General features: G+C 39.8%; 29 protein-coding genes. All 29 read left to right on the forward strand.

Annotation, left to right across the window (positions count from 1 at the left end; genetic code table 11):
- Positions 1–58: 58 nt before the first annotated feature.
- The 29 genes from ODU34_RS03005 (at position 59) to hylA (ending at position 25956) form a co-directional block, all read left to right on the forward strand.
- Complete coding sequence (locus ODU34_RS03005) at positions 59–1000, forward strand: competence protein CoiA (protein ID WP_398578319.1); 942 nt, start codon at positions 59–61, stop codon at positions 998–1000.
- Positions 1001–1230: 230 nt separating this feature from the next.
- On the forward strand, positions 1231–3033 hold the full coding sequence (gene pepF / locus ODU34_RS03010) for an oligoendopeptidase F (protein WP_398578320.1): 1803 nt from the start codon (positions 1231–1233) through the stop codon (positions 3031–3033).
- A gap of 1 nt (position 3034) precedes the next feature.
- The gene (locus tag ODU34_RS03015; protein ID WP_044758942.1) at positions 3035–3475 is read left to right on the forward strand and encodes a hypothetical protein; all 441 of its coding nucleotides are present in this window, start codon (positions 3035–3037) and stop codon (positions 3473–3475) included.
- Positions 3476–3490: 15 nt separating this feature from the next.
- Complete coding sequence (locus ODU34_RS03020; RefSeq protein WP_029751865.1) at positions 3491–4039, forward strand: DUF6630 family protein; 549 nt, start codon at positions 3491–3493, stop codon at positions 4037–4039.
- A gap of 89 nt (positions 4040–4128) precedes the next feature.
- Positions 4129–4848 carry an O-methyltransferase gene (locus tag ODU34_RS03025; protein WP_105153199.1) on the forward strand — a complete coding sequence of 240 codons (720 nt, stop codon included), beginning with the start codon at positions 4129–4131 and terminating at the stop codon, positions 4846–4848.
- 59 nt (positions 4849–4907) lie between these two features.
- Positions 4908–5909 carry a peptidylprolyl isomerase PrsA gene (prsA, locus tag ODU34_RS03030; protein WP_014735705.1) on the forward strand — a complete coding sequence of 334 codons (1002 nt, stop codon included), beginning with the start codon at positions 4908–4910 and terminating at the stop codon, positions 5907–5909.
- A 264-nt stretch (positions 5910–6173) separates the two neighbouring features.
- Complete coding sequence (locus tag ODU34_RS03035; RefSeq protein WP_105183431.1) at positions 6174–6659, forward strand: LURP-one-related/scramblase family protein; 486 nt, start codon at positions 6174–6176, stop codon at positions 6657–6659.
- A gap of 208 nt (positions 6660–6867) precedes the next feature.
- Positions 6868–9486 (forward strand): alanine--tRNA ligase, encoded by a 2619-nt coding sequence (gene alaS, locus ODU34_RS03040; protein WP_398578321.1) that lies wholly within the window; start codon positions 6868–6870, stop codon positions 9484–9486.
- A 255-nt stretch (positions 9487–9741) separates the two neighbouring features.
- On the forward strand, positions 9742–9930 hold the full coding sequence (locus ODU34_RS03045) for a hypothetical protein (protein WP_105178638.1): 189 nt from the start codon (positions 9742–9744) through the stop codon (positions 9928–9930).
- Positions 9931–9974: 44 nt separating this feature from the next.
- A complete protein-coding gene (locus ODU34_RS03050) occupies positions 9975–10199 on the forward strand; it encodes a hypothetical protein (protein WP_105178639.1) in 225 nt (74 codons plus the stop codon).
- Positions 10183–10395: a hypothetical protein gene (locus ODU34_RS03055; RefSeq protein ID WP_105178640.1), complete on the forward strand. Its 213-nt coding sequence runs from the start codon at positions 10183–10185 to the stop codon at positions 10393–10395. The genes ODU34_RS03050 and ODU34_RS03055 overlap by 17 nt, the downstream gene beginning before the upstream one ends.
- A 142-nt stretch (positions 10396–10537) precedes the next feature.
- Entirely contained in the window at positions 10538–11104 is a 567-nt protein-coding gene (locus tag ODU34_RS03060) for a DUF3267 domain-containing protein (protein ID WP_105178641.1), read from the forward strand.
- Between the two features lie 12 nt (positions 11105–11116).
- On the forward strand, positions 11117–11332 hold the full coding sequence (locus ODU34_RS03065; protein ID WP_105120949.1) for a helix-turn-helix transcriptional regulator: 216 nt from the start codon (positions 11117–11119) through the stop codon (positions 11330–11332).
- Complete coding sequence (locus tag ODU34_RS03070; RefSeq protein ID WP_105178642.1) at positions 11329–12087, forward strand: DUF3169 family protein; 759 nt, start codon at positions 11329–11331, stop codon at positions 12085–12087. The genes ODU34_RS03065 and ODU34_RS03070 overlap by 4 nt, the downstream gene beginning before the upstream one ends.
- 21 nt (positions 12088–12108) lie before the next feature.
- Entirely contained in the window at positions 12109–12333 is a 225-nt protein-coding gene (locus ODU34_RS03075) for a hypothetical protein (RefSeq protein ID WP_105197399.1), read from the forward strand.
- Between the two features lie 101 nt (positions 12334–12434).
- The gene (locus ODU34_RS03080) at positions 12435–13124 is read left to right on the forward strand and encodes a CPBP family intramembrane glutamic endopeptidase (protein WP_105178643.1); all 690 of its coding nucleotides are present in this window, start codon (positions 12435–12437) and stop codon (positions 13122–13124) included.
- Between the two features lie 135 nt (positions 13125–13259).
- Positions 13260–13451, forward strand: a complete 192-nt coding sequence (locus ODU34_RS03085) for a hypothetical protein (protein WP_228381485.1) — start codon at positions 13260–13262, stop codon at positions 13449–13451.
- A 9-nt stretch (positions 13452–13460) separates the two neighbouring features.
- Positions 13461–14135 carry a CPBP family intramembrane glutamic endopeptidase gene (locus ODU34_RS03090; protein WP_105178644.1) on the forward strand — a complete coding sequence of 225 codons (675 nt, stop codon included), beginning with the start codon at positions 13461–13463 and terminating at the stop codon, positions 14133–14135.
- A 699-nt stretch (positions 14136–14834) separates the two neighbouring features.
- On the forward strand, positions 14835–15650 hold the full coding sequence (locus ODU34_RS03095) for a gluconate 5-dehydrogenase (protein WP_029188565.1): 816 nt from the start codon (positions 14835–14837) through the stop codon (positions 15648–15650).
- A 50-nt stretch (positions 15651–15700) separates the two neighbouring features.
- Positions 15701–16342, forward strand: coding sequence for an RpiB/LacA/LacB family sugar-phosphate isomerase (locus ODU34_RS03100; RefSeq protein ID WP_002936092.1), 642 nt, complete (start codon positions 15701–15703; stop codon positions 16340–16342).
- A 16-nt stretch (positions 16343–16358) separates the two neighbouring features.
- Positions 16359–17360, forward strand: coding sequence for a sugar kinase (locus ODU34_RS03105; protein ID WP_398578322.1), 1002 nt, complete (start codon positions 16359–16361; stop codon positions 17358–17360).
- Positions 17361–17370: 10 nt separating this feature from the next.
- Positions 17371–18012: a bifunctional 4-hydroxy-2-oxoglutarate aldolase/2-dehydro-3-deoxy-phosphogluconate aldolase gene (locus tag ODU34_RS03110; protein WP_024399468.1), complete on the forward strand. Its 642-nt coding sequence runs from the start codon at positions 17371–17373 to the stop codon at positions 18010–18012.
- Positions 18013–18298: 286 nt separating this feature from the next.
- On the forward strand, positions 18299–18733 hold the full coding sequence (locus ODU34_RS03115) for a PTS sugar transporter subunit IIA (RefSeq protein ID WP_105178645.1): 435 nt from the start codon (positions 18299–18301) through the stop codon (positions 18731–18733).
- 11 nt (positions 18734–18744) lie between these two features.
- Positions 18745–19935, forward strand: a complete 1191-nt coding sequence (locus tag ODU34_RS03120) for a glycoside hydrolase family 88 protein (RefSeq protein WP_105178646.1) — start codon at positions 18745–18747, stop codon at positions 19933–19935.
- Between the two features lie 9 nt (positions 19936–19944).
- A complete protein-coding gene (locus tag ODU34_RS03125) occupies positions 19945–20436 on the forward strand; it encodes a PTS system mannose/fructose/N-acetylgalactosamine-transporter subunit IIB (RefSeq protein WP_002936080.1) in 492 nt (163 codons plus the stop codon).
- A gap of 18 nt (positions 20437–20454) precedes the next feature.
- Complete coding sequence (locus ODU34_RS03130; RefSeq protein WP_002936077.1) at positions 20455–21231, forward strand: PTS mannose/fructose/sorbose/N-acetylgalactosamine transporter subunit IIC; 777 nt, start codon at positions 20455–20457, stop codon at positions 21229–21231.
- Positions 21218–22033 (forward strand): PTS system mannose/fructose/sorbose family transporter subunit IID, encoded by an 816-nt coding sequence (locus tag ODU34_RS03135; protein ID WP_002936073.1) that lies wholly within the window; start codon positions 21218–21220, stop codon positions 22031–22033. Before ODU34_RS03130 ends, ODU34_RS03135 begins: the two co-directional genes overlap by 14 nt.
- 6 nt (positions 22034–22039) lie before the next feature.
- Positions 22040–22348: a preprotein translocase subunit YajC gene (gene yajC / locus ODU34_RS03140; protein WP_024399466.1), complete on the forward strand. Its 309-nt coding sequence runs from the start codon at positions 22040–22042 to the stop codon at positions 22346–22348.
- A gap of 92 nt (positions 22349–22440) precedes the next feature.
- Entirely contained in the window at positions 22441–25956 is a 3516-nt protein-coding gene (gene hylA, locus ODU34_RS03145; protein ID WP_105178647.1) for a hyaluronate lyase, read from the forward strand.
- Positions 25957–26123 lie beyond the last annotated feature (167 nt).

Consider the following 26123-nt stretch of genomic DNA (forward strand, 5'->3'; position numbering starts at 1 on the left):
TTCAAACACTCAGCACAGCTGGGTGTTTTTTTGCGAACTAATATAGAAAGGAGGTTTTATGTTAGTTGCACTTGATGAAGATGGACAAGTTTTTAATGTCTTGGAAAATCCTGCGCCGCAAGGTCGCTTTTGCTGTCCAGGTTGTGGAGGTCCTGTCCGATACAAATCCGGAAAAGTTCTGCGTTCGCACTTTGCCCACGTAACCCTGCGGAACTGCACATACTTTTCCGAGAATGAGTCAGCCCAGCACCTGTCCCTTAAGTCCAGTCTCTATAACTGGTTGGCTAAAAATGAACAAGTTGAACTTGAAAAATGCTTGCCAAAGATTGGCCAGGTCGCTGATTTATTGGTCAAAAATAGTCTAGCCTTGGAAGTCCAATGTTCCAGTCTACCGATTTCTCGTTTGCAAGTGCGGACACAAGCCTATCGTGAATCAGGTTATCAGGTTGTCTGGTTGCTTGGTAAAGATTTGTGGCTCAAGGAACGACTGACCAATTTGCACAAGCAATTTCTCTCTTTTAGTATGAATATGGGTTTTTATCTCTGGGAATTGGATAACGAGAAAAAAGAATTGCGTCTTCATTACCTTATTCATGAAGACTTACGAGGTAAGGTCCACTGTCTGACAAAGATTTTTCCATTTGGCGAGGGAAATTTATTGGAAATCTTGCGTCTGCCATTTGCCAAGCAAGCTTTATCGCATCTTACTTGCCCGTTAGATAGGGATTTGCCTCGCTACATTGCTCAACAGCTTTATTACAAATCCCCCAATTGGTTAGCCCTGCAGGCAGAGTCTTATAGCCGAGGGGAGAATTTGCTGACAAAGACGGCAGAAGAATGGTATCCCCATATCCGTCTGCCCCGCTCTGCCATTGGCTTTGCCCAAATACAAAAAGATTTAACCCTAGTTTATCAGGATTTTGACCAGTATTACGGCAATATTGAAGACAAGCAGAAACAGGTTCTATATCCACCAATAATTTATAGAAAACCAATGTAAATAGAGATAGCTGATGGAGGTGTATATATTGCTTTTGAAAATATGCTCAACATTTTATGTTAGTCATGCTACTGTTGGTGAAGGTTGTAGACTTTGTTATCCTAGTGGCGACTTGCGATAGCGAATACCAAAAACTATTTTTCAGTTGAAATAGTAACCTACTAAGCCCTCACTTTCCGTTGGAAAGAGGGGATTTTTTATGTTAGAATAAAGGATACGGAGGATTAATTATGTCTAAACAACGTTACGAAATTGAAGAAAAATACCAGTGGGATTTAACCACTATTTTCCCAACCGATGAAGCCTGGGAAGCAGAACTTGCAGATTTACAAGCTGAAACTGAAAAAACAAAAGAATTTGCAGGTCACTTGCTCGACTCAGCGAAGAGCCTTTTGACGATTAGCGAGACTCAGCTTGGTCTTATGCGTCGCATTGAAAAACTCTATGTCTATGCGTCTATGAAGAACGACCAAGATACTCGTGAAGGCAAATACCAGGAATTTCAAGCTAAAGCCATGGGTTTGTATTCGGTCTTTTCACAGGCTTTTGCCTTCTATGAGCCTGAATTTATGACCATTACTGAAGAGAAATTGGAAGCCTTTAAAGCAGAAGAGCCGGCTCTTGTTCAGTACAGCCATCAATTTGAAAAACTTTTAGCAGCTAAGGACCACGTCTTGTCACAAGAGGTGGAAGAAGTATTGGCAGCGACCAGCGAGATTTTCGAATCACCTGCTGAAACCTTCTCAGTCTTGGACAATGCCAGTCTGCGTTTCCCAGAAATCGCAGATGAAGACGGTCACTTGGTGCCCCTTTCACACGGAAACTACATTCACTTTATGGAGTCTAAAAACCGTGATGTCCGTCAAGAAGCCTATGAGGCCATGTACGGAACCTACGAGCAGTTCCAGCATACCTACGCTAAGACTCTGCAGTCTAATGTCAAGGTCAATAACCTGAAAGCTCGTTTGCGGAAGTACGATTCAGCCCGTCACGCATCACTTGCAGCCAATTTTATTCCAGAATCTGTTTACGATACATTAGTTGAGGCAGTCAACAAGCACCTTCCGCTCTTGCACCGTTATATTAATTTGCGTAAGAAACTCCTGGGTATTGATGACTTGAAGATGTACGATATGTACACACTATTGTCAGATTTCAGTACCAAGATTTCTTATGAAGATGCACTCAAGAAATGCCAAGAAACCTTGGAAATTTTCGGTGAGGATTATTCGGCTATTGTAAAAGAAGCCTTCGAAAACCGCTGGATTGACGTCCATGTCAATGAAGGAAAACGCTCAGGAGCATACTCAGGAGGTGCCTACGACACAAACGCCTTCATGCTTCTCAACTGGCAGGATAACTTGGATAACATGTACACCCTTATCCATGAAACAGGACATTCTCTTCATTCCATGTTGACTCGTAAGACTCAACCCTATGTCTATGGTCATTATTCACTTTTCTTGGCTGAAATTGCGTCAACAACCAATGAAAATCTTCTGACTGAAAAACTCTTGGCAGAAGTAGAAGATGACAAGGAACGCTTTGCTATTCTCAACCATTACCTAGATGGGTTCCGTGGTACTGTTTTCCGCCAGACCCAATTTGCCGAGTTTGAGCAAGCGATCTACAAGGCAGACCAGGAAGGTCAAGTCTTGACGGCTGATTTCCTCAATGAATTGTACGGTCAGACAAATGAGAAGTACTACGGACTTTCTGCAGAAGAAAATCCAGAAATCCAGTTTGAGTGGGCTCGTATTCCACACTTCTATTACAATTTCTATGTCTATCAGTATGCGACAGGTTTCGCAGCAGCATCAGCTCTAGCAAACAAGATTGTCAATGGTAGTCCAGAAGACAAAGAAAACTATCTCAACTACTTGAAGGCTGGTAGCTCAGATTATTCTCTCAATGTCATTGCCAAAGCAGGTGTAGACATGACCAAGGAAGACTATCTTAATGATGCTTTCAAAGTTTTTGAAGCACGCCTAACTGAGTTAGAGGAGCTTGTTGAAAAAGGGGTACATCTCTAAAATGATTTCCTATAAACGTTCGATTGTCATTCCCAGTGTGATTAGTCTTGTTTTCATCTTGCTCGGTCTTGGTGGTTTGACCAGACCTGAACCATCTGTGGGAAGTGTTGTCTATTTGATATTTTTACAACCTTTGCTGGTTTATTTATATATATTGAGAAAGCAAAAGGCTGTTTTTATCTTGACAACACAGTACATAGAATTTCAAGAACACTTTTGGAGTGAACGTCAACGCCATTCGTTAGAAGAGATTGCGGAGATTCGCTACCTTGTTTCTCCTGTCTATCGTGGCTATCAGTCGAAACGTTTGCGAATTGTAGGAAATAAGGGGGTACTACTTGCAGTCGTTAGCTTGAATAGGCTTGATGGTGCAGATTTTAATGATATTTACCATTTTGTAGAGCAAGTAGCACCGCATATAAGATGGGATTTTTCAAATTAATAAAGAGAGGGGACTATGTTAACAGAAGAACAACTACAAGATATTTTTGAATTAGCAGATTTAATGTCAAATGGTGATAGGGAACTATTTCTCCAACTTAGAGAAGTAGTCTTCGCCAGTGATCCACACCAGATTCTCAATTTTATGGAACGTATTTTAGATTCAGAGTCATTCGATGATTTCTTGGATCGTGTTGGAGAGTCTGAAAAGGAAAATCTTTGGTTAATCTTGATAAAATTACTAGAGCATTTGAACTATATTTGTGTGCGTGATTATAAGGACAATCTTGAAGATTTTATCTACTTTTTTGATTGCCTTCAGCAGGTCCGCAATGCGGGAATTTCTCTTAAATTGGATTCAGGTGGATTAAGTCCAATTGCATCTATTTCAGAATGGGCAAGAGTCATTGATAACAAATATCTTGATGAAAACTTTTGTCTAGGGGCAGTAGATATGGACACGGATAGTTACTATCTCTTTTTCAGTAAGCAGGCGACTTTTATTCGACTTCAAGAACTAGCTGGAAATTTAGGGTATCGAATTGATTACGCCAAAAATATGTAAAGAAAAGGTGGGGAAACCTACCTTTTAGTGTGTTGAGTTTTAGTGTGTTGAGGAAGAAAATCTTGTCGGCTTATGATATAATGGAGTCTATGGTCGAATCATATAGTAAAAACGCAAATCACAATATGCGCCGTCCTGTCGTTAAGGAAGAAATTGTGGATTTTATGCGAACACGTCAGGCGCAAAATACAGGTTTTTTGAAAGAACTGGAAGAGTTTGCTCATCAAGAAAACATTCCAGTCATCCCTCATGAAACGGTAGCTTATTTCCGCTTGCTGATGCAGACACTCCAACCTAAACGTATTTTAGAAATTGGAACTGCTATTGGCTTCTCTGCGTTACTGATGGCTGACAATAGTCCGCATTCGAAGATTACAACGATTGATCGAAATGAAGAAATGATTGGCTTTGCAAAGGAAAACTTTGCCAAATATGATCAGCGCCAGCAGATTGAATTGCTGGAAGGGGAAGCCATGGATATTCTTCCGACTTTACCAGATAACACATATGATTTTGTTTTCATGGATTCTGCTAAATCAAAATATATTGTATTTTTACCAGAAGTCTTGAAAAAGGTCAAAGTGGGTGGTTTAATCATTTTGGATGACATCTTCCAAGGAGGAGATGTTGCCAAAGACATCAAGGATGTCAGAAGAGGGCAGCGAACGATTTATAAGGGATTGCAACGTTTATTCGATGCGACATTGGATAATCCAGATGTGACTGCTAGTCTTGTTTCCATGAGTGACGGTCTTCTTATGTTGAGGAAAAATGTAGAGAATGTTGACTTAAAACATATAGAAATTTAAGAAGTTTTTAAGCTTTTGTGTTATAATAAAGGGGTTAATAAAAAAGGAGAGAGTCTTTAATGAAACAAACTAAAAAAATTCTCGCAGGTGCAGTAACACTCTTTGCTGCAGTAACACTCGCTGCTTGTTCCAATGCAGCTGATAAAGATATCATTACGATGAAAGGTAACACGATTACTGTGTCTGAGTTTTATGAGAAAGTGAAAACAAACTCACAAGCTCAACAAGTTTTGCTGTCAATGGTTATCAGTAATGTATTTGAAAATCAGTATGGTGACAAAGTCTCTGCAGAAGAAGTAAATAAGGAATATGATAAGAAGGCAGAACAACTTGGTGCTTCTTTTAATGCGGCACTTTCTTCGGCAGGATTGACAGAAGAATCCTATAAGGAACAAATTCGTACCAATAAATTGGTTGAGTATGCTGTAAAACAAGCTGCTGAGAAAGAATTGACAGATGAAAACTACAAGGCAGCTTATGACGCCTATACACCTGAAGTAACAGCACGTGTCATCAAGTTGGCAGACGAAGCTAAAGCAAAAGAAGTTTTAGCTGCTGCACAAGCTGAAGGTGCAGATTTTGCTCAATTGGCGAAAGACAATTCCACGGATACTACTACAAAAGACAATGGAGGCGAAGTTAAATTCGATTCAACTTCAACAACTGTTCCAGCAGAGGTACAGAAAGCAGTATTTGCCTTGGATGCAGGTCAAGTCGGAGCGTCGGTGATTTCTTCGGTAGATATGAAGACGTATACAACGAGCTATTATGTTGTAAAATTGGATGCTAAATCAGAAAAATCTGCTAAATGGGAAGATTATAAAGATAAGCTGAAAGAAATTATTTTGGCACAAAAGCAAAGTGACTCATCATTTGTTGCTACTGTGCTGAAAGAAGCACTCCAAAAAGCAAACGTTAAGGTTAAAGATAGTGCTTTCCAAAATCTTCTTTCACAATATGTGACAACAGAAGAAAGCAGTTCTTCTTCAACGAAGAGTAGCTCTTCATCGACTGAAAGTTCTTCTTCTACAACAGAATCTTCTAGTTCATCAGGTCAGTAATTGACGATTTACTTATTAAGAATCGGTACTTGACACCTTAGTTCAGAAAATTGGCGGTTGCTGCGAGCCATCTAAGCCAAGTATCTTGCTACTTAATATTACAATTGAATAGTAGAGCCTGTATTCACAGTTTTCGGCTTATATATAAAAGTTTTTTGCTTGTGGATACAGTTTCTTAAATGAGAATGACAAGTCATTGAATGAAGGTGGTACCGCGGTTTTTCGCCCTTCGTTTGGTTTCTTGTTATTTTTTTGGAGGTTATCATGAAGCAATTTCAAGTGAAACAGCGCTTTACCTTTGGTGGTGAAAAATTTGATATTCGTAATAGTTTTGGGAATCTTGCCTATCAAGTGGAGGGCTCTTTCCTCGAAATTCCAAAACGATTTATCGTGAGAAATTCCAGAGGTGGAGAAGTTTGTCAGATTACCAAGAAGTTTTTGACCTTCCTGCCCCAGTTTACCATTGATATGGCAAATGGTCATTCTTTCTACTTGCAAAAGGAATTTACTTTTTTCAAGGATCGCTATACTGTGGAAAATCTAGGTTTAATCCTAGATGGAAATATCTGGGATTTGGATTTTCGCTTGAAAAGGGCAGATGGTATGCTCGTAGCTGAAATCTCCAAAGAACTCTTTCATTTAACTTCTCATTACTCCGTTACTGTATTGGAGGATTCCTATGCAGATTTGGTCATTTCCTTAGTGGTCGCAATTGACTACATCGAAATGATGGAAGATGCATCGAATTAATCGTGAAATAATCATTCAGTTTAACAGTTTCGTTAAATTGAACCCGCCTAACTATCACTTATGAAAGGAAATGTTTAATTTAACTGTTTCGTTAAATTGAACCCGCCCGGAAGGCTCGGAAAAAAGATAAACTGTCTAGGAAATCAATATTTCCTGTCAGTTTCCTATTTTTCAGTCGCCTTCTAATCGGGCTTAGTATCTTAAACTTATGAAAAATCTATCTTCTGCTCAAATTCGTCAAATGTGGTTGGATTTCTGGAAATCAAAGGGTCACTCTGTTGAGCCTTCAGCAAATCTTGTCCCAGTAAACGATCCAACTCTTTTGTGGATAAACTCTGGTGTGGCAACACTTAAAAAATATTTCGATGGCTCTGTCATTCCTGACAACCCACGGATTACAAATGCCCAAAAATCCATCCGTACCAACGATATTGAAAACGTTGGTAAGACAGCCCGCCACCACACCATGTTTGAAATGCTTGGCAACTTCTCTATTGGGGATTATTTCCGTGATGAAGCGATTGAGTGGGGCTTTGAGCTCTTGACAAGCCCAGAATGGTTTGCCTTGCCAAAAGACAAGCTCTATATGACTTACTATCCTGATGATGTGGATTCATACAATCGTTGGATTGCTCTTGGTGTTGAGCCAAGCCACTTGATTCCGCTTGAAGATAACTTCTGGGAAATCGGTGCAGGTCCTTCTGGTCCAGATACGGAGATTTTCTTTGACCGCGGTACTGACTTTGACCCTGAAAACATTGGTATCCGTCTCTTGGAAGAAGATATTGAAAATGACCGTTACATTGAGATTTGGAATATCGTATTGTCCCAGTTTAACGCAGACCCAGCTGTTCCGCGCTCTGAGTACAAGGAATTGCCAAATAAAAACATCGATACGGGCGCTGGTTTGGAGCGTTTGGCAGCTATTTTCCAAGGGGCTAAGACTAACTTTGAAACGGACCTCTTCTTGCCAATCATTCGTGAAGTAGAAAAGATTTCTGGTAAGACCTATGACCAAGATGGCGACAACATGAGCTTCAAGGTTATCGCAGACCACATCCGTGCTCTTTCATTTGCCATTGGTGATGGTGCCCTTCCTGGAAATGAAGGCCGTGGTTATGTCCTTCGTCGTCTCCTTCGTCGTGCTTCTATGCATGGTCAACGTTTGGGTATTACGGAGCCATTCTTGTACAAATTGGTGGAGACAGTTGGCAATATCATGGAAAGCTACTATCCAGAAGTGCTTGAAAAACGTGCCTTCATTGAGAAGATTGTTAAGAGTGAAGAAGAGTCGTTTGCTCGTACCATCCACACAGGTTCACAATTTGCTGAGCAATTGATGGACAAATTGGCGGCAGAAGGCAAGTCTGAGATTGATGGTCGTGACATTTTCAAACTCTATGATACCTATGGTTTCCAAGTAGAATTGACAGAAGAATTGGCTGAGCACCGTGGTATGACCCTTGACATTGCGGGATTTGAAGCGGCTATGAAAGAGCAACAAGACCGTGCCCGTGCTTCAGTTGTCAAAGGTGGTTCAATGGGTATGCAAAATGAAACCCTGGCTGCTATCACAGAAGAGTCTACCTTTGTTTATGGGCAAACAGCTCTTGAGGCAAGCTTATCTGTCATTGTGGCTGATAATGAGCGTACAGAAGCAGTCTCAGAAGGTCAAGCCCTCCTTGTCTTTGATCAAACACCATTCTATGCAGAAATGGGTGGTCAGGTTGCAGACCATGGTTTTGTGAAAAATGCTGCTGGAGACATTGTTGCGACTGTCATCGATGTGCAGAAAGCACCAAATGGTCAACCATTGCACACAGTTGAACTGTCCGCAAGCATTTCAGTTGGTCAAACCTACACACTTGAAATCGAAACAAAACGCCGTAAGGGTGTTGAGAAGAACCACACAGCAACTCACTTGCTCCATGCAGCTCTTCACAATATTATCGGTGAGCATGCAACGCAGGCTGGTTCCTTGAATGAGCAAGACTTCCTCCGCTTTGACTTTACTCATTTTGAGGCAGTTACTGCGGAAGAACTTCGTCGTATCGAAGAAGAAGTCAATGAGCAAATTTGGAATGCCATTCCAGTTGTGACGGTTGAAACCGATATTGACACAGCTAAGGAAATGGGTGCCATGGCCCTCTTCGGTGAAAAATACGGTAAAGAAGTCCGTGTGGTGACAATTGGTGACTATTCTGTCGAACTCTGTGGTGGTACCCATGTTGGCAACACCGCTGAAATCGGTATCTTCAAGATCTTGAAAGAAGAAGGTATCGGTTCAGGTACTCGCCGTATCATCGCGGTAACAGGCCGTGAAGCCTTCCTTGCCTATCGTGATCAAGAAGATGCCCTCAAAGAAGTGGCAGCAACCATCAAGTCACCACAGATCAAGGAAGTACCAAACAAGGTTGAAAGTCTTGCTCAGCAAGTTCGTGACCTGCAAAAAGAAAATGCGGCTCTGAAAGAAAAAGCAGCGGCAGCCGCTGCTAGTGATGTCTTCAAAGATGTCAAAGATGCTAACGGCATTCGCTACATTGCCAGCCAAGTCCAAGTATCAGATGCAGGTGCCCTCCGTACCTTCGCTGACAACTGGAAACAAAAAGACTACTCAGATGTTTTGGTGCTAGTTGCTGCAATCGGTGACAAGGTCAATGTCCTTGTAGCCAGCAAATCAAGCGATGTTCATGCAGGGAACCTCATCAAAGTCCTTGCTCCAATCGTAGCAGGTCGTGGTGGTGGTAAGCCAGATATGGCTATGGCAGGTGGTAGCGATGCCTCTGCTATCCAAACCCTCTTGAACAGCGTAGCTGATAACTTGTAATCTATACTGAAAAACTCTTTTATCCATTGGATAGAAGAGTTTTTTGCGCGTTATTCTAGTCAATTTGACAAACTTCATAAACTTTTTGACAAACTTCATAAACTTTTTGACAAACTTCATAAACTTTTTGACAAAAATTATTATTTTTTTGACAAAGATACTTGTTAAAAAAGAAAAAGAAGTGTTACAATGATATCAAGATAAAGAGATGAAAACGGATTCATCACTTAATTAAACAGAAAGTAGGAAATAAATATGAAAAAGATAAACAGTCTTCACATCGCACGATTTCTACAAGTAGCAGTAATTGCCTATCTAGTTTTTGTCCTACTGGCTGACATTATGAAGTGGCAGCAGTTGGATAAAACCCATGTCGTTCTTGCCATTTGCACCATTGCCGTGACAGATGAGCGCTTGAGGAAACTAGGTAGCAGAAAAGAGTAAAAGGAACAAGATTAAAATTAGCCGAGAGTAAGTGGTGGAAAGTTATGAAAAACAATAGCAATAAAAAAGGAATTTTAATTACAGGAACAAGCGTTGTGCGAGGAGTGCAGGTTCTAGTTGCACTATACTTGATTTATAGTTTCGTTCAACTCTTTGTATTTGGTCAGGAGATAGATACAATGCCACTCTTGATGATGTCGAGTTCTCTCCTTATTTTAGATTCCACTCTCAGCAGAGAAAAGGAGAAGAAAAATGAACAAGACAGTTAAAAATGGAATGAAAGTAGTCCTACTGTTTTTCGCACTCTTCTTGATAACTATTTTGGTATTTAAAGTTCTAGCCTTGCTAGGATTTGACCTTAGTTTGAATGAAGAGAGTTATTTAATTCCACCATTGATGGCGACACTGGTGTTAGTTCTGCAATTTATCAAAAAGAAAAATAGTGAAAAAGCTAAGGAAAGATAGGAGAAACCTTATGAAACGACACATTTCAGCAGATATGGCAGCAATTATTATTGCAGGCGCAAGTATTATTGGTTTACTGATTGGAGTTGCTCTAGGACTATATAGTTTAGTCTAGCTTGTAGGAAAATGAAGGAGAAGAAAGATGGAAGCGAAGAAGAAATTATTCGAAGTTAATATCATGGAAAATAAGAAATTTGTCTGGGGATTGAACATTCTTGCTGTGGCACTCATCTTTCCATTTGCCTTGGTATTTGGAATGATAGGCAGTTGGTTGATAGCTAACGGTTCGCAATACTTGGAACTGAACGTGTCGGAGGTATGGTTGCTTTTCCCTCTCTATATTCTTTTAATAGTTGTGCACGAGGCTATCCACGGCATCTTCTTCAAGGTTTTTTGTCCTGAAAATCCTGTCAAATACGGGTTTAAATGGAAATCGGGGATGGCCTATGCGACCAGTCCAGGTTCACTCTACAATCGGATGCAAATGCTAGTAATCAGCTTGGCTCCCTTTGTTGTGATTAGTTTGGGCTTGACCATGTTAGCAGGTTTGGGGATGATGAATACCACTCTTTACTTCATGGTAGCAACCATGCATGCGGCCTCTTGTGCAGGCGATTTCTACTATACTTATCTTTTATTGGTCAAGTTTGCCAAGGAAAATATAGCTGTCGAAGACACAGAAACAGGCTTGATTATCTACCAAGCCTAGAAAGGAAAATTCATGGAATATGTCTTAAAAAATCGGCTCAAGGAATTGCGAGCCAGAGATGGTCTCAATCAGACAGAGCTAGCAAAATTAGCAGAGGTATCACGGCAGACTATTAGCTTGATTGAACGGGGCGAATACACGCCCTCGGTGGTCATTGCTATGCGAATTTCACAAATTTTTAATGAAAATGTGGAGAATGTCTTTCAATTAGTGGAGGTAGAAAAATGAAACAGGGGAAACAAATTTCAACGAAACAAAGATGGATGAGATATTCAGCCTATATGCTGATTTCAGCAATTTTGGGTGGCTTTATCGGTTTCTTTGGAGTATTAATCTTTAAATTCAACCTGCCTTCTTATCTCAATTTAGATAACTTTCTAATTTGTTTGAGGATTATTACATTTGTAATTTTCGATGGAACCGTATATTTTGGTGTTAAAGCTAATCAAAATTATAAACTTTATCATTCCATTTCAGATGAGGATGAAGAACGCGTTGATGAACTATATAAGAAAATGTATCGTAACCTAGAATATGCGACCATTTCATTCAATGTTGCTGTATCATTGACATTGTTAAATTTGGTTTTAGGATTCGGGGTTACTTTCTTAGAAGAGAGTGCAGTTATGTATGGTTCCATTCTTGACGTAGTTTTCTATGTTATCCTTCTCATCTCTCAGGTTTTTATTGTGAAACTAACTCAGAAAATTCGTGACTATAAGTTGTCCGCTTTTGCTACGGTGAAAGAAATGAAGGACTTTGCTGAGGCGATGGATGAAGGTGAGAAGCAAGCCAACTACGAAATGAGTTTCCAGATTGTTTTTACTCTTAATCAAATTGTGTTACCAGGTTTGTATCTATTCCTGTTTGTACTCAGTATGTTACTGCAGGAGCGACAAATTACAGCCTTTCTAGTTGTGGCGTTTTTGCACATTTATATCAATGTGATGCAGGTTCGCATGATCCGTCGTTATTTTAAATAATGAAAGGTTTTGGTAGTGATTATGAAAGAGAATAAAAAGTTTACATCGATTCTAAAAATTGTTTATTTCGTGGGGTTAATCGGCCTTGGTATGTACGCAGTTGGCTATATTTTCGGAGAGTGGCTGGCTATTGGGCAGATTGATTTGTCAAATCTGAATATTCTATTGCCATTGGTTTTGGGCTTGCCAGCTCTGCTGTCGTCATTTAGTTTCTCTTTTATTACTTCGTTAACTCGCCTTGCCTAACTCCAGTTATGCCTGCGGCTCGTTGCCTCGTACTAAAAGTAAACTAAAAGACTTTATCTTTCAACAAACGAAAAATAATTATTTATATTAAGGTGATTGCTATGAATAGACTTGGAAGTGTCAAAGATTGGAATGTGGTTAAAAATTGGAAGTTTCTCTTAGTGGGACTGGCTGTCGTTGCACTAAATGTATTGACCCAGTTGGCCATGTTTACCCTACCAAATTTTGATGGGAATAACATATTGATTGCTGCAGCCCTTTTATTGTTAGCCGTGGTGCTTGGTCTTATATTGACTGGTAAATTAGGTCTATGGAAAGGTGAGCAGAAGTGGGGGATGGGTGCGAATGCTGGTTTTGTAGCCCTCGCCTTTATCGTTATGTTTGGTTTGAAAATAATTGGTGGGCAATTGATTATGCTGGAAGAAGGATACGGTCAAACGACTGCCAATCAGGAAATCATCAATAATTCAGGCTTACCAACCTTAGTTTTGTTTCTCTTTGCAGTTTTCTTTGCTCCAGTTTTGGAGGAACTGCTTTTCAGAGGGATTCTTATGGGGAAAGTCTTTGGTAAGGATTCGATTGTGGGATTATTGCTATCGAGTTTTCTGTTTGGACTTATTCACAATCCGACCAATATCGGATCTTGGGTTGTCTACGGAGGTATGGGCCTGGTCCTGGGACTCGCCTATCGTATTTCTGGCAAATATACAAACGTACTCATCCTACACAGTCTGAATAATCTTCTCGGATTTTTGTTGATGCTACTGATGCAGAGTCTGGGCTTGATATAGGAGGATACGATGGAACTATTTTTATGGATTCTTGTAGGATTTTTATTTTTCAATTCTCTATCAGATAGGAAAAAAGTGAAGCAGTTGCAAGCTAGGGTAAAAAAGTTGCAGAAAACTACAAAAGGAGAAAATCAGATGTCAGTTTTATTGAAAGAATTGGTCGGAAGTAAGGCTAAAATCCGCTTTGATGAGGAATTTATGACCATTTACGAATACAGCATTTTAGCTGTGGATGAGGAGTGGGTTAAAATTTCTCGTGAATTAGCGGAAGGAGAGATTGAAACCAAGTTGGTACGAATTGATAATATTGTTGATTTGAGTTTTTAGGGAGGGAGTGTGTTAAAATTTATCAAACACATTGCATTATTGTTTTTATTTTTTGTTGCTTATCAAATTATTTCTGGGTTTTTGATGGTAGGACCGTCATTACAAGCTATTCCAGAATTTCCAGCTCAATTGATTGTGAATATGATTTTGATTTGTGCGATTATTGGCATTGTTCTCGGAATTGCATTTACAATTGTATTATGGAAATTTGTGTATTCTCGGCCTACCATTGACTATAGTGTATCTTCATCATGGTTCCATAAGATTCAATGGCCTATTTTGCTCTATATTGCATTTTTCATCTTCCAACTTTTGGTACCTATATCTGAAAGTCAAAATCAAACCTTGGTCATCCAATTTGTGTCTGCCTACCCCTTGGTTTCATTTTTATCAGTCGTAATCTTTGCTCCGATTTTAGAGGAGTTGATTTTTAGAGGTTTGTTGGCGACCTATTTCTTCCCTAAAATGGCAGATATGAAGGCTGTTGGAATCTATCTTGCTGTAACGGGTTCTTTGTTTAGTTTGGTCCATATGCCAACAACCATTCCGCAGTTTCTAATTTATTTCACTATGGGTCTCAATCTTGGTTGGCTCTATTTAATTAGACGAGATATTCGTTATCCGATTGCGCTACATATGTTAAATAATGGAATTTCCTATTTGATGATTCTATTTTTGGTATAGTCATTTAGTTTGCTTTTAGTACTCGCTTCAAAGGTTCGGGAGCCTTTGAAGGCTGGAGATAGGGCGAAACAAGTTCGCCTCAATAGCTACAGGTTGCTAGAACAGCCTAAAATCTGTTCTAGGTTGGAAATAAGGAAACGACGTTTCCTCGCTCGTCGAAGTAATTAAAGATAAACTGATATGACTATATAAAATGAATTACAGAATATACGATTGAGATAGATGGTACCTTGTTGCACGTTGCAATAGGGTATTTTTTATTTAGAGTAGTAAACACAGGGTAAAAATGTTAATGTTTGAGTTCCTATTAACATCTAGGCGGAGTGGTTGAGTTTCGAATATTCTGGAGATTGTTTGAGGTGGGAAATTGGTAGTAAGGGAGTCAGTCGTATCACTTCCCGCTCCCATTTTGTATGGTTTACTTTTGTGAATGTAGTATAGTCCATTTTGGATAGTATATGAATAATGACATGTAAAATGTTTACTAATGATTGATAAAATCGAAGAAGAAAATCATATTTGTGCTAAGTATATTTTATTGCTTGGGGAATGAAGATACTCGAATTTTATAAGATTATATCAAGATTCGTTTTGAAAGTATTTAAAATAAATGATAAAAATCGTTGACAAAACCGGTTTACTATATTACAATACAATTTGTAAACGCTTTACAAAATAAAATACAAGGGAGTTACGAATATGAATCAGCAATTTTCATTGGATCAATTTTCTCTGAGAGGAAAAATTGCATTGGTAACAGGAGCATCGTATGGGATTGGCTTTGCGATTGCATCAGCCTATGCAAAAGCAGGGGCGACAATTGTTTTTAATGATATTAATCAAGAGTTGGTTGATAGGGGAATGGAAGCCTATAGGGCAGCAGGTATTAATGCGCATGGCTATGTTTGCGATGTAACTGATGAGGATGGAATACAGGCTATGGTTGCTCAAATTGAATCAGAAGTTGGAGTTATTGATATTCTAGTGAATAATGCTGGTATTATTCGTAGGGTTCCAATGATTGAAATGACAGCAGCTCAATTTCGTCAAGTTATTGATATTGACCTAAATGCTCCGTTTATTGTTTCTAAAGCGGTTATTCCATCTATGATTAAAAAGGGGCATGGGAAAATTATCAATATTTGTTCCATGATGAGTGAGTTAGGACGAGAAACAGTGTCTGCTTATGCAGCGGCTAAAGGTGGGCTTAAGATGTTGACGAAGAATATTGCTTCGGAATACGGTGAAGCCAATATACAATGTAACGGCATTGGTCCTGGGTATATTGCAACTCCACAAACAGCTCCGTTACGTGAACTCCAGAAGGATGGTTCTCGTCATCCATTTGATCAATTTATTATCGCGAAGACCCCTGCAGCTCGTTGGGGTGAAGCTGAGGATTTGATGGGTCCAGCAGTCTTTTTAGCAAGTGATGCTAGTAATTTTGTGAATGGGCACATTCTTTATGTTGATGGAGGAATTCTAGCTTACATTGGTAAACAGCCGGAAGCGTAATAAACGAATTAACAAATTTAACAAATTTTGATATAAGAAGGGAAAAAACGATGAAAATTGCACTTATTAATGAAAATAGTCAGGCGGCTAAAAATAGTCTTATTTTTGAAACATTGAAGTCAGTAACAGATGCTAAAGGGTATCATGTTTTTAACTATGGAATGTATGGTAAAGAGGGAGAAAGTCAGTTGACTTATGTACAAAATGGTCTGCTGGCTTCAATCCTTCTAGTTAGTAAGGCAGCGGATTTTGTTATTACAGGTTGTGGCACGGGGGTAGGTGCCATGTTGGCGGCTAATAGTTTTCCAGGGGTAGTTTGTGGCTTCGCGGTAGATCCGACGGATGCATACCTCTTTTCACAGATAAATGGAGGAAATGCTTTGTCTCTGCCATTTGCAAAGGGATTCGGTTGGGGAGCTGAATTAAATCTCAAATTACTTTTTGAGCGACTGTTTGCAGAGGAAATGGGGGGCGGTTATCCCCGTGAACGCGTTATTCCAGAACAACGAAATGCCCGTATTTTGAATGAAATGAAAGCAGTCACCTATAAAGACTTACTGACAGTACTTCAAGAAATTGATCAAGATTTTTTGAAAGAAACTATTTCAGGTGAACATTTCCAAGAATATTTCTTTGCCAACTGTCAGGACGAGTCAATTGCAGCATATTTAAAAACAGTATTAGAAAGTTAAAGAGTGAGGGGCGGTTATGAAGAAGGTATTACTGATTGGTGAACCTTTAATTCGCATTACACCAACAAACTATCAAGAATTGACAGATGGTGTAGAAAGTCGTGTGTTTTTTGGAGGTTCAGAAATAAATGTCGCTTGTAATCTTCAAGGATTTGGATGTGAAACCAAGCTTTTGACCGCACTACCACAAGGCTCTCTAGGTGATAGATTTTTAGATTTCTTAGATGGGAAAGGGATTGATACTTCCAGTGTTCAACGTAAGGGGGAACGTGTGGGAGTATACTATATGGAAGCAGGATTTGGTTGTCGTTCTAGTCAAGTCTACTATGATCGGGGTCAGTCTAGTTTGGAAGCTATTCAAGTCGATCATTTTGATATGGATCAATTGTTTTTAGAGGTTGGGTTGGTTCACTTTAGTGGTATCACCGTGGCCATTGGTTCAGCTGTTAGGGAATGGCTTGTTCAAGTATTAAAAGAAGCAAAGCGTCGTAAAATTCCAATTTCGATGGATCTTAATTGGCGTTCTAAGATGATTGGATTAAGAGATGCAAAAAAAGTGTTCTCGCAATTTGCGACCTATGCAGACTATTGTTTTGGTCTGGAACCTATTATGGTTAATGAAAAAGATTGGGAATTATTTGAAAGAGATACGGCTACTGTCCATACAATAAGAGAACGGATGCAAACTTTAAAGGAAGCCTATAAGTTCCAAGCAATCTTCCATACGATTAGGCAGACAGATGAACTAGGAAGAAATTTGTATAAGGCTTACGGATTGGCTGATGAATTTTGTTGCTCTCAAGAATTGAAAACTCAGGTGTTACAACGTGTTGGCAGTGGTGATGCGTTTGTTGCTGGGGCATTATATAAATTGTTAGAGAGGACGTCGTTAAAGGCGATTTTAGATTTTGCAGTTGCTAGCGGAACTTATAAATGCAGCATAGAAGGGGATCACATGCGGCAATCTCTTAGCAAAGTTGAGTCTTTATTAGAGGGGAAAAATGACATTATACGATAAAGGAGAAAAAATGAGTCCATCACAAATTATTTCAAAATTGAAGGAGCAAGGGCTTGTTGTAGTCGTTAGAGGAGATGACAAAGAAGTCGGATTTAAGACGGCACAGGCCTGTATTGCAGGAGGAATTACAGCTATAGAGGTTGCTTATACAAATCCTGACGCGAATATGATTATTACAGAACTTAGTCGATGCCATAAAGATGATGTTTCTGTTTTAATTGGGGCTGGAACGGTTCTAGATTCTGTAACGGCACGGCAAGCCATTATGGCAGGAGCAAGTTATATTGTTTCACCATCTTTTAATATAGAAGTTGCAAAAATCTGTCATCTTTATGCAGTGCCGTATCTTCCGGGCTGTATGACTTTAACGGAGATTACAAATGCTTTGGAAGCAGGCTGTGAAATGGTTAAACTGTTTCCTGGTAGTGTTTTGGGGACAAACTATATTACTGCAATCAAAGGACCATTACCGCATGTTTCAATCATGGTAACCGGTGGAGTAAAGCTTAATAATGTTTCAGAATGGTTTAACGCTGGTGCAACTGTTCTTGGTATTGGTGGGGAATTTAATCAATTAGCTACTAAAGGAGAGTTCGGCACAATTCAAGAATTAGCGTCCTCTTATACAAGTGTTAGAGATAAGATGAAGTAGTTTATTTCAAAATAAGGACTGTATTTTAACGTTTTCACTTTCTCCTGCCTCCAACGGGGTTGAATGTGGGAGAAAGTGAGATGTTACAGGGGAAATTTTGAACGGAAACATGGAGAGATTTGGTGCTCCTGTTTATGAAAAGAGGGAGCTGGAGAATATTTTTTAAATAAAAGTCCAACAAAATATAAAACGCTTACATTTTTTTTATAAAATCTATTGACAAGTGGTTGTCAATAGTCTACAATACAAAGTGTAGGTAAACCGGTAAAGTTAAAAGGAGAGAATTATGATTAAAGTGATTGTCGTTGCTCATGGACAGTTTGCTAGTGGGATTCTTACTTCACTAAAGTTAATTGCAGGAGAGGTGGAGAATATTGAGGCAATTGATTTTAGTGAAGGAATGTCGGCGCAAGAACTAAAAGCACGCATCAAAGCAGCTATATTAGGCGAAAGAGAAGTTTTGATTTTAACTGATTTACTAGGAGGTACGCCTTTTAAAGTTAGTGTAGAATTAGCAGCAGAACAGAAAGAGCAGAATGTTGTCGTTCTTTCAGGTTTAAATCTTGCGATGATTTTGGAAGCGAATTTTTCACGGTTAACAGATAATTTAGAACAATTGGTTGGTAAATTGATTACCACCTCTAAAGATGGAATCGTTGATTCGGTCAGTCTGTTAGCAGAGGATAACCATGATGAAGAGTTATTTGAAGATGGTATATGAGGGAGAAATACATGATTAAGGATGTTTTGATTGAGTCAATTGCCAAAAAAAGAGAGTTTAGAAATTCCACTCTATTGAGTAAGAAAGAAGTTGAGGCTGCAATAGAATTGGCGATTCAACAACTTGTTATCAATTGTGAATATTTTGGTGAGTCGTTCCCGACTCCGGCCACATTTGATAACCATTATCCAAAGATGGATAATACAGAGTGGACAAATGGTTTTTGGACGGGCGCGCTTTGGTTAGGACATGAGTATTCTTTGAACAACAAAATGAAAGCGTTAGCAAAAAAGAATACGGCATCTTTCTTGGAACGTGTCAAACAAAGAATTGAATTAGATCATCATGATTTGGGATTTCTGTATTCACCATCAACGGTAGCTGATTATAAATTGACAGGTAGCAAAGAGGCTTTAGAAGCTTCGCTCTTGGCTGCTGATAAATTAATGGAGCGCTATCAAGAAAAGGGCGGTTTTATTCAGGCCTGGGGGCAACTTGGTAAAGCAGAAGATTATCGACTGATTATTGATTGTTTGTTGAATTTACAATTACTTTTCTTTGCTTATGAGGAGACAGGTGAGCAGAAATATTATGATGTAGCTCTTAGTCATTTCTACGCTTCTGTTAATACAGTTATTCGAGATGATGCTTCAACATTCCATACCTATTACTTTGACCCTGAAACAGGAAAACCTCTCAAAGGGGTTACTCGACAAGGATTTAGTGATGATTCTTCCTGGGCGCGTGGTCAATCTTGGGGTATTTACGGTATTCCGTTAGCTTACCGTAAAATTAAAGATCCCGCATGTTTAAATTTGTTTAAAGGAGTAACCAACTACTTTCTTAATCGTTTGCCAGAGGATAACGTTTCCTATTGGGATTTAATTTTTAATGATGGTAGTGGGCACGCTCGTGATTCTTCTGCGACAGCAATAGCGGTTTGTGGTATTCACGAGATGCTTAAATATTTGCCAGAAGTTGATGAGGACAAGGAAACTTATAAATACGCTATGCACACGATGCTACGGTCCTTGATTGATAACTATGCTAATCGTGAGTTAGCTCCAGGTCGCCCATTGCTTCTACATGGGGTCTACTCTTGGCATTCAGGAAAAGGTGTCAATGAAGGAAATACTTGGGGCGATTATTATTACTTAGAAGCTTTGCTTCGTTTTTATAAAGATTGGGAATTATATTGGTAGGAGGTTAAAATGGCAACACCAAATATTGTAATGGCTCGTATTGATGAGCGACTAATTCATGGACAGGGACAACTATGGGTTAAATCCTTAGGTTGTAATACTGTCATCGTGGCAAATGATAAGGTTAGTGAGGATAAGATTCAGCAGACATTAATGAAAACGGTTATTCCTGATTCAGTAGCTATGCGTTTCTTCTCTTTGCAGAAAGTGATTGATGTGATTCATAAGGCTAATCCTGCTCAAACTATTTTCTTAGTTATTAAAGATTTGCAAGATGCACTAACTTTGGTTAAAGGTGGAGTGCCAATCACAGAATTAAATATTGGAAATATTCATAATGCGCCTGGAAAAACGCAAGTAACACGGTCTATCTTTTTTGGTTCAGAAGATAAGGCTATAGTGAGAGAGTTGAACGATGTTTATAAGATTCGCTTCAACACAAAGACAACGCCTTCTGGTAATGATGGGGCAGTTGAAGTTAATATATTGGATTATATTTAAAAAATAAGGAGAATTATCATGACGATCAGTCTAATTCAAGCGGCTCTTATTGGTCTGTGGACAGCTTTCTGTTTTAGCGGTCTATTATTGGGGCTTTACACAAACCGATGTATCGTGCTTTCTTTTGGGGTCGGAATCATTTTAGGAGATCTACCAACGGCTTTAGCTATGGGTGCTATCAGTGAGCTGGCATACATGGGATTTGGTGTTGGTGCTGGGGGGACCGTTCCTCCAAATCCAATCGGACCTGGTATTTTTGGTACTTTGATGGCTATTACAAGTGCTGGAAAAGTAACACCAGAAGCAGCTTTAGCACTTTCAACACCTATTGCGGTAGGTATTCAATTCTTACAAACTTCAGCATATACTCTACATGCGGGTGCTCCAGAATCAGCTATCAAACATCTTCGTGCAGGAAACCTTTCTAAATTTAAACGTGTTGCAAATGGTACAGTGATTACTTTCGCCTTTTTAGGATTTGCTCTCGGTTTCTTGGGTGCCTATTCAATGGATACTCTTTTGAAATTGGTTGAAATGATTCCACCAGTATTATTAACTGGATTGAGTGTGGCAGGTAAGATGCTTCCAGCTATCGGTTTTGCAATGATTTTGTCTGTAATGGCTAAGAAAGAATTGATCCCGTTTGTATTGCTTGGCTATGTTTGTGCAGCCTATCTACAACTGCCTGTAATTGGTATCGCAATTGTCGGTAGTATCTTTGCACTTAAAGAATTCTTTAATAAACCAGAACAAGTGGCAGTGAAACAGGAGGAAGCACACGATGACTGGATCTAAACTAACTAAAAAAGATTATCTCAACACATCTCTACGGGCCTTCTTCTTGCAGAATGGTTTCAATTACAGTAATTATCAAGGGATTGGCTATGCAAATGTCATGTATCCAGCTTTTAAGAAGCATTTTGGTGACGACAAAGAAGGATTAACTAAAGCTTTAGAAGAAAACTGTGAGTTTTACAATACCAATCCACATTTTCTTCCATTCATTACTAGTCTTCATTTGGTCATGTTAGAAAATGATCTCCCAGAAGAAGAGACTCGTGGGATTAAGATGGCACTGATGGGGCCGTTGGCAGGAATTGGTGACTCACTTTCACAATTTGTATTAGCCCCACTTTTATCTACGATTGCTGCCTCTCTAGCAGGTCAAGGACTGGTTATGGGACCGATTCTTTTCTTCCTTGGAATGAACATTATCTTGACCTCTATCAAGTTATTGACTGGTTTGTATGGCTATAAATTTGGTACCAGCGTGATTGATAAATTGAGTGACCAAATGGCAACAATTTCTAAGGTAGCCAATATCATCGGTGTGACAGTTATCTCTGGTTTAGCAGTAACCTTTGTAAAAATTTCGGTGCCAATTACCTTTGCGGCGGGTGAATTAACAGAAGGAGCAGATCAGAAAATTGTAACCATCCAGGGAATGTTAGACAAGATTGCCCCTGCATTGCTTCCAGCCTTGTTTACGATTTTAGTTTATTATCTCATCAAGAACAAGAAATGGACTACCTATAAATTGGTTATCTTGACAGTTATCATCGGTATTTTGGGTAGCTGGTTGGGCATCCTTGCATAAGCAATTATGGATCAACAAACACTCTACTATGCACTAATTATTTTAGTAGCTCTATCGACCATACTTCCTGTACTCACTTCTTATGTCAATCGTAAACGACAACAAAAAGCTCTTGAGGAGCAACTGGAAAAACGCCAACGCTACTTATCAACCTTACAGGCTGGAGATGAGGTTATCCTCTTCTCTGGACTGCATGGTAAAATTATCAAACTAACAGATAGCTTGGTAGAACTACAGATTGCAAAAGGCATTATTGTTTACGTTGAAAAAGAGTCGATTATGGGAAAAGCCAAAGAACTACTTTTTACGAAGTAGTTCTTCTTTCTTTAAGAGAGAAAAGCGATTGCGAAATAAAAAATGTTGTAGTAACATTGTTTTACACTATATAAAAAGGAAAGGAAATACCAATGGGGATTTTTACCAGTCAAACGAAGCGATATTATAGCATTCGTAAATATAAAATTGGAGTTTGTTCAGCTCTTATTGCGCTGTCTATATTGGGAACAAGGGTTGCAGCCAATCAGTTGCCAAGTACAGAAACAGCTAGTCCACAAACTAGTCAGTTAGTGGAAACAACTTCAGAAGCGACAGAAGTAGCTAATCATACGACAGAACCAGTAACGACAAGTGAGGTCAGCTCTGAAGCTAGTCCTGTTACGTCAACAGAAAGCCAGCCTTCAAGCACCGCTGCAGAAACTGTTGCCAGTCCGCAAGCTGTTCAGGCGACAAAAGAAGAGAAGAACCTAGTAGCCAATGGGGAGTTCATCAGTACAACGGCACCATCAGGAAACTGGAAAAAATCGGCTGCCACAGACTGGGAAACGTGGATTCCGAATGATATTAAAAAAGAAAATGGAGCTGTTTCTATTGATGATGGGAAACTTCATATTTCTTCAACAAATACTTACCGAGTGGCAGTGCACCAAACAGTGGATGTAGATCCTAGCAAGCGCTACCTCTTTAGCTATGATGTCGAAACCAAGGATCTGAAGGGAAGCGGTGTTCGTGTTCGCTTGCGCAGTTTGACTGCAGAAGGCAAGGATTTGAGCCCGCAAGAATTTACTTTCACAAATTTTGTGGCTGGTACACAACAAAGAAAGGTGGAGAAGGAGTTAACAGTTTCTCCCGAAACTCGTAAATTGAAGGTAGAGCTGTTTTTTGAGAATGGTATAGGTCAAGCCTGGCTGGATAACATCTCGCTGGTAGAATATGCTGAAAAAACACCAGAAACACCAGAGTCAAGCCCAGAACTTGTCCAACCTGAAACAGGGGAAATTACCCTTGCCAGCAATAAGGTTTACCTGCCTGTTCGCCCAGACCTGACCTATCGTATTGCAGATGCGACTGTGGCCACTGTGGAGAAAAATATGATTCGTCCGCTTGTGGCTGGAAAAACTCAGGTAGATATTTATGATAAAGACACTAAACTATCTAGTTTCGAGCTGACAGTTACGAAGCATCAAGCAACAGTCTTTGATACCTTAAGGAACAACTGGGAAGATATTTCTTTAGCCAATAAACGCTACCAATCTAATGATACTCAGATGAAAGCCTTTCTAGGGCGTTTAGATGCCGGCGTAGCTTCTTCTCTTAAAAAATGGGTTGAACCAACAGAGCAGGGCAAAACGATTTTCAACGATATTGACTTTAGTAAATCCAGCCACCTGACAACGGTCTATCGCCGCTTGGAGCAGATGGCTCAAGTAGTTGAGAATCCAGACTCAGCCTATTACCACGACCGCTCACTTACCGATTTGGTCAGAAAAGGAATGAACTGGCTTTACACCAATGTTTATAATGAAAATAAGTCAATTGATGGGAATTGGTGGGATTATGAAATTGGGACTCCGCGTGCAGTTGTCAATACATTAATCTACATGTATCCCTACTTTAGTCAGGAGGAGATTCTAACCTATACCAAACCGATTTCAAAATTTGTGCCAGATCCAACCACTATTCGTAAAACCTTGTCCAATCCTGTTCCAGCAGTGGGTGGTAATCAGACGGATTTGAGCAAGGTGGCCATCTTGGAAGGAGCTCTTCGCGAAGATGCTGACCGTGTGAGGGCTGGTGCGCAAGGTTTGACAACGATTATGAAATTTGTAGATAAGGGAGAGGGCTTCTACAAGGACGGCTCCTTTATCGACCACACCAATGTTGCCTACACAGGAGCGTACGGAAATGTCCTCATTGAAGGTTTTTCACAGTTACTACCAGTTATTCAGCCAACGGAGTTTGCCCTCAAGGAAGAACAGACCAACATTCTTTATGAATGGATTGAAAAAGCCTTTATGCCAATATTGGTTCGCGGTGAATTGATGGATATGACCCGCGGTCGTTCCATCAGTCGGGCAACTGGTGAATCACATGTTCAGGCCATGGAGATTTTAAGGTCTTTGGTCCGTATTGCAGAATCGGCTCAGCCTGAGCAAAAAACCAAACTTCTCTCCTTTGTTAAGGCGCAGCTGACCTCTGATACCTTCTATGACAGCTACCGCAGCCTCAAATCCTATAAGGATATTGATTTGGTCAACAAGCTTTTAACTGATAATCAAATCCCTGCTGAAGTGGATAAAGATTATATTGCAGCCTTCAACAATATGGATAAGTTTGTTTATCGAAGTGCTCAAGAAGGCTTTACCTTTGCTTTGTCCATGTACTCTTCTAGAACTCAAAACTATGAAGATATGAACAATGAAAACCGCAAGGGTTGGTATACAGCAGATGGTATGTTTTACCTCTACAATGATGATTTGAGTCATTACAGTAACCACTACTGGGCAACAGTTGACCCGTATCGCTTACCGGGAACGACAACGACCAAGGACAAACGAGAAGACGGCAGTGGCGAGGTAACTCTTGCAAGTGACTTTGTTGGAGCAAGCCAGTTAGGCAACCGCTTGGCGACGATTGCAATGGATTTCAATAACTGGAACAATAGTCTGACTGCTCGTAAGGCTTGGATTGTTCTGGGAAATAAGATTGTTTTCCTAGGTACTGATATACAGCATCAATCTGCTCAAGGCGCCGTGACAACGATTGAAAATCGTAAACTCTTGACCGGAGAAAAATATAGCTATTACATAAATGGCCAGCCAGTTGATTTGTCCAAAGAAGTAGTGACAGATAAGACTCAATCCTTTTACATGACCAATGGCAAGGACAATCAGTCCATCGGCTATGTCTTCTTGAACCAATTGCCGACTCATGCCAAGTTAGATCAGCGAACCGGCAAATGGAGCGACATCAACCACAATCAGTCCAAAGAAGAAGTGAGCAATTCCTTTGTTAGCCTATGGCATGAACATGCACAAACATCAAGTAACTATGCTTATGTCCTTGTTCCAAACCAATCTATGGAAAAAGTAAATCAGGCAGCTGCTAGTGTGAAATTGCTTCATCAAGACAGGGATTTGCAAGTGGTATACGACCAAGAACAGAATGTCTGGGGCGTTGTGAAATACACGGATACAGCCTACAAGCTGACAGATGATATTACCTTAACAGATGCCGGTTTGTATACCATTCAGAAAGTCGAAGGTGGCTATCGCATCGCCTTTTACAATCCGTCTACCCGAACCGTAAAGAATGGCATTGAGTTGACAAAGGCAGGTTCCAGTCTGACTGTTGAGATGGAGCCAACGGCGGCTTATCCATCCACTGTCTGGAAGGTTACTATGCCAGAAGGTTCTGATAAACAAACTGGAAGTGTCGAAAAAACAGAAAAAGAAGAAAAACAACTCAAGGAAAACCAACCAAGTCCAGAGGTGAAACAAGTGGTTCATCATGCCGCTGAAAAAACAAAGCCGAGTAAGCCCCGTCTGCCCCAGACAGGAGAAGAAGCAAGTCTAGGTCTTGGTTTCTTAGGTTTGCTAACCTTGGGGGCAGTGGTGGATTTCAAGTGTCGCAGATCGCACTCCTAAATGAAATTCGTGGGTGAAGGGGGAGCGTGAAAGAACTCGACGGATAAAAAAGTTCGTCAACAAGTCTTTATTTCTAGTTGTTGAGCTGAAACAGTCTATCCCCAGACTGTTTCACTCCCACCCCCGCATAGTTGATTAGATCAGATTCGGAGTATGAAATACGAATT

The sequence above is a fragment of the Streptococcus sp. 2018WUSS126 genome, assembly GCF_044427425.1.
Taxonomy (GTDB): domain Bacteria; phylum Bacillota; class Bacilli; order Lactobacillales; family Streptococcaceae; genus Streptococcus; species Streptococcus hashimotonensis.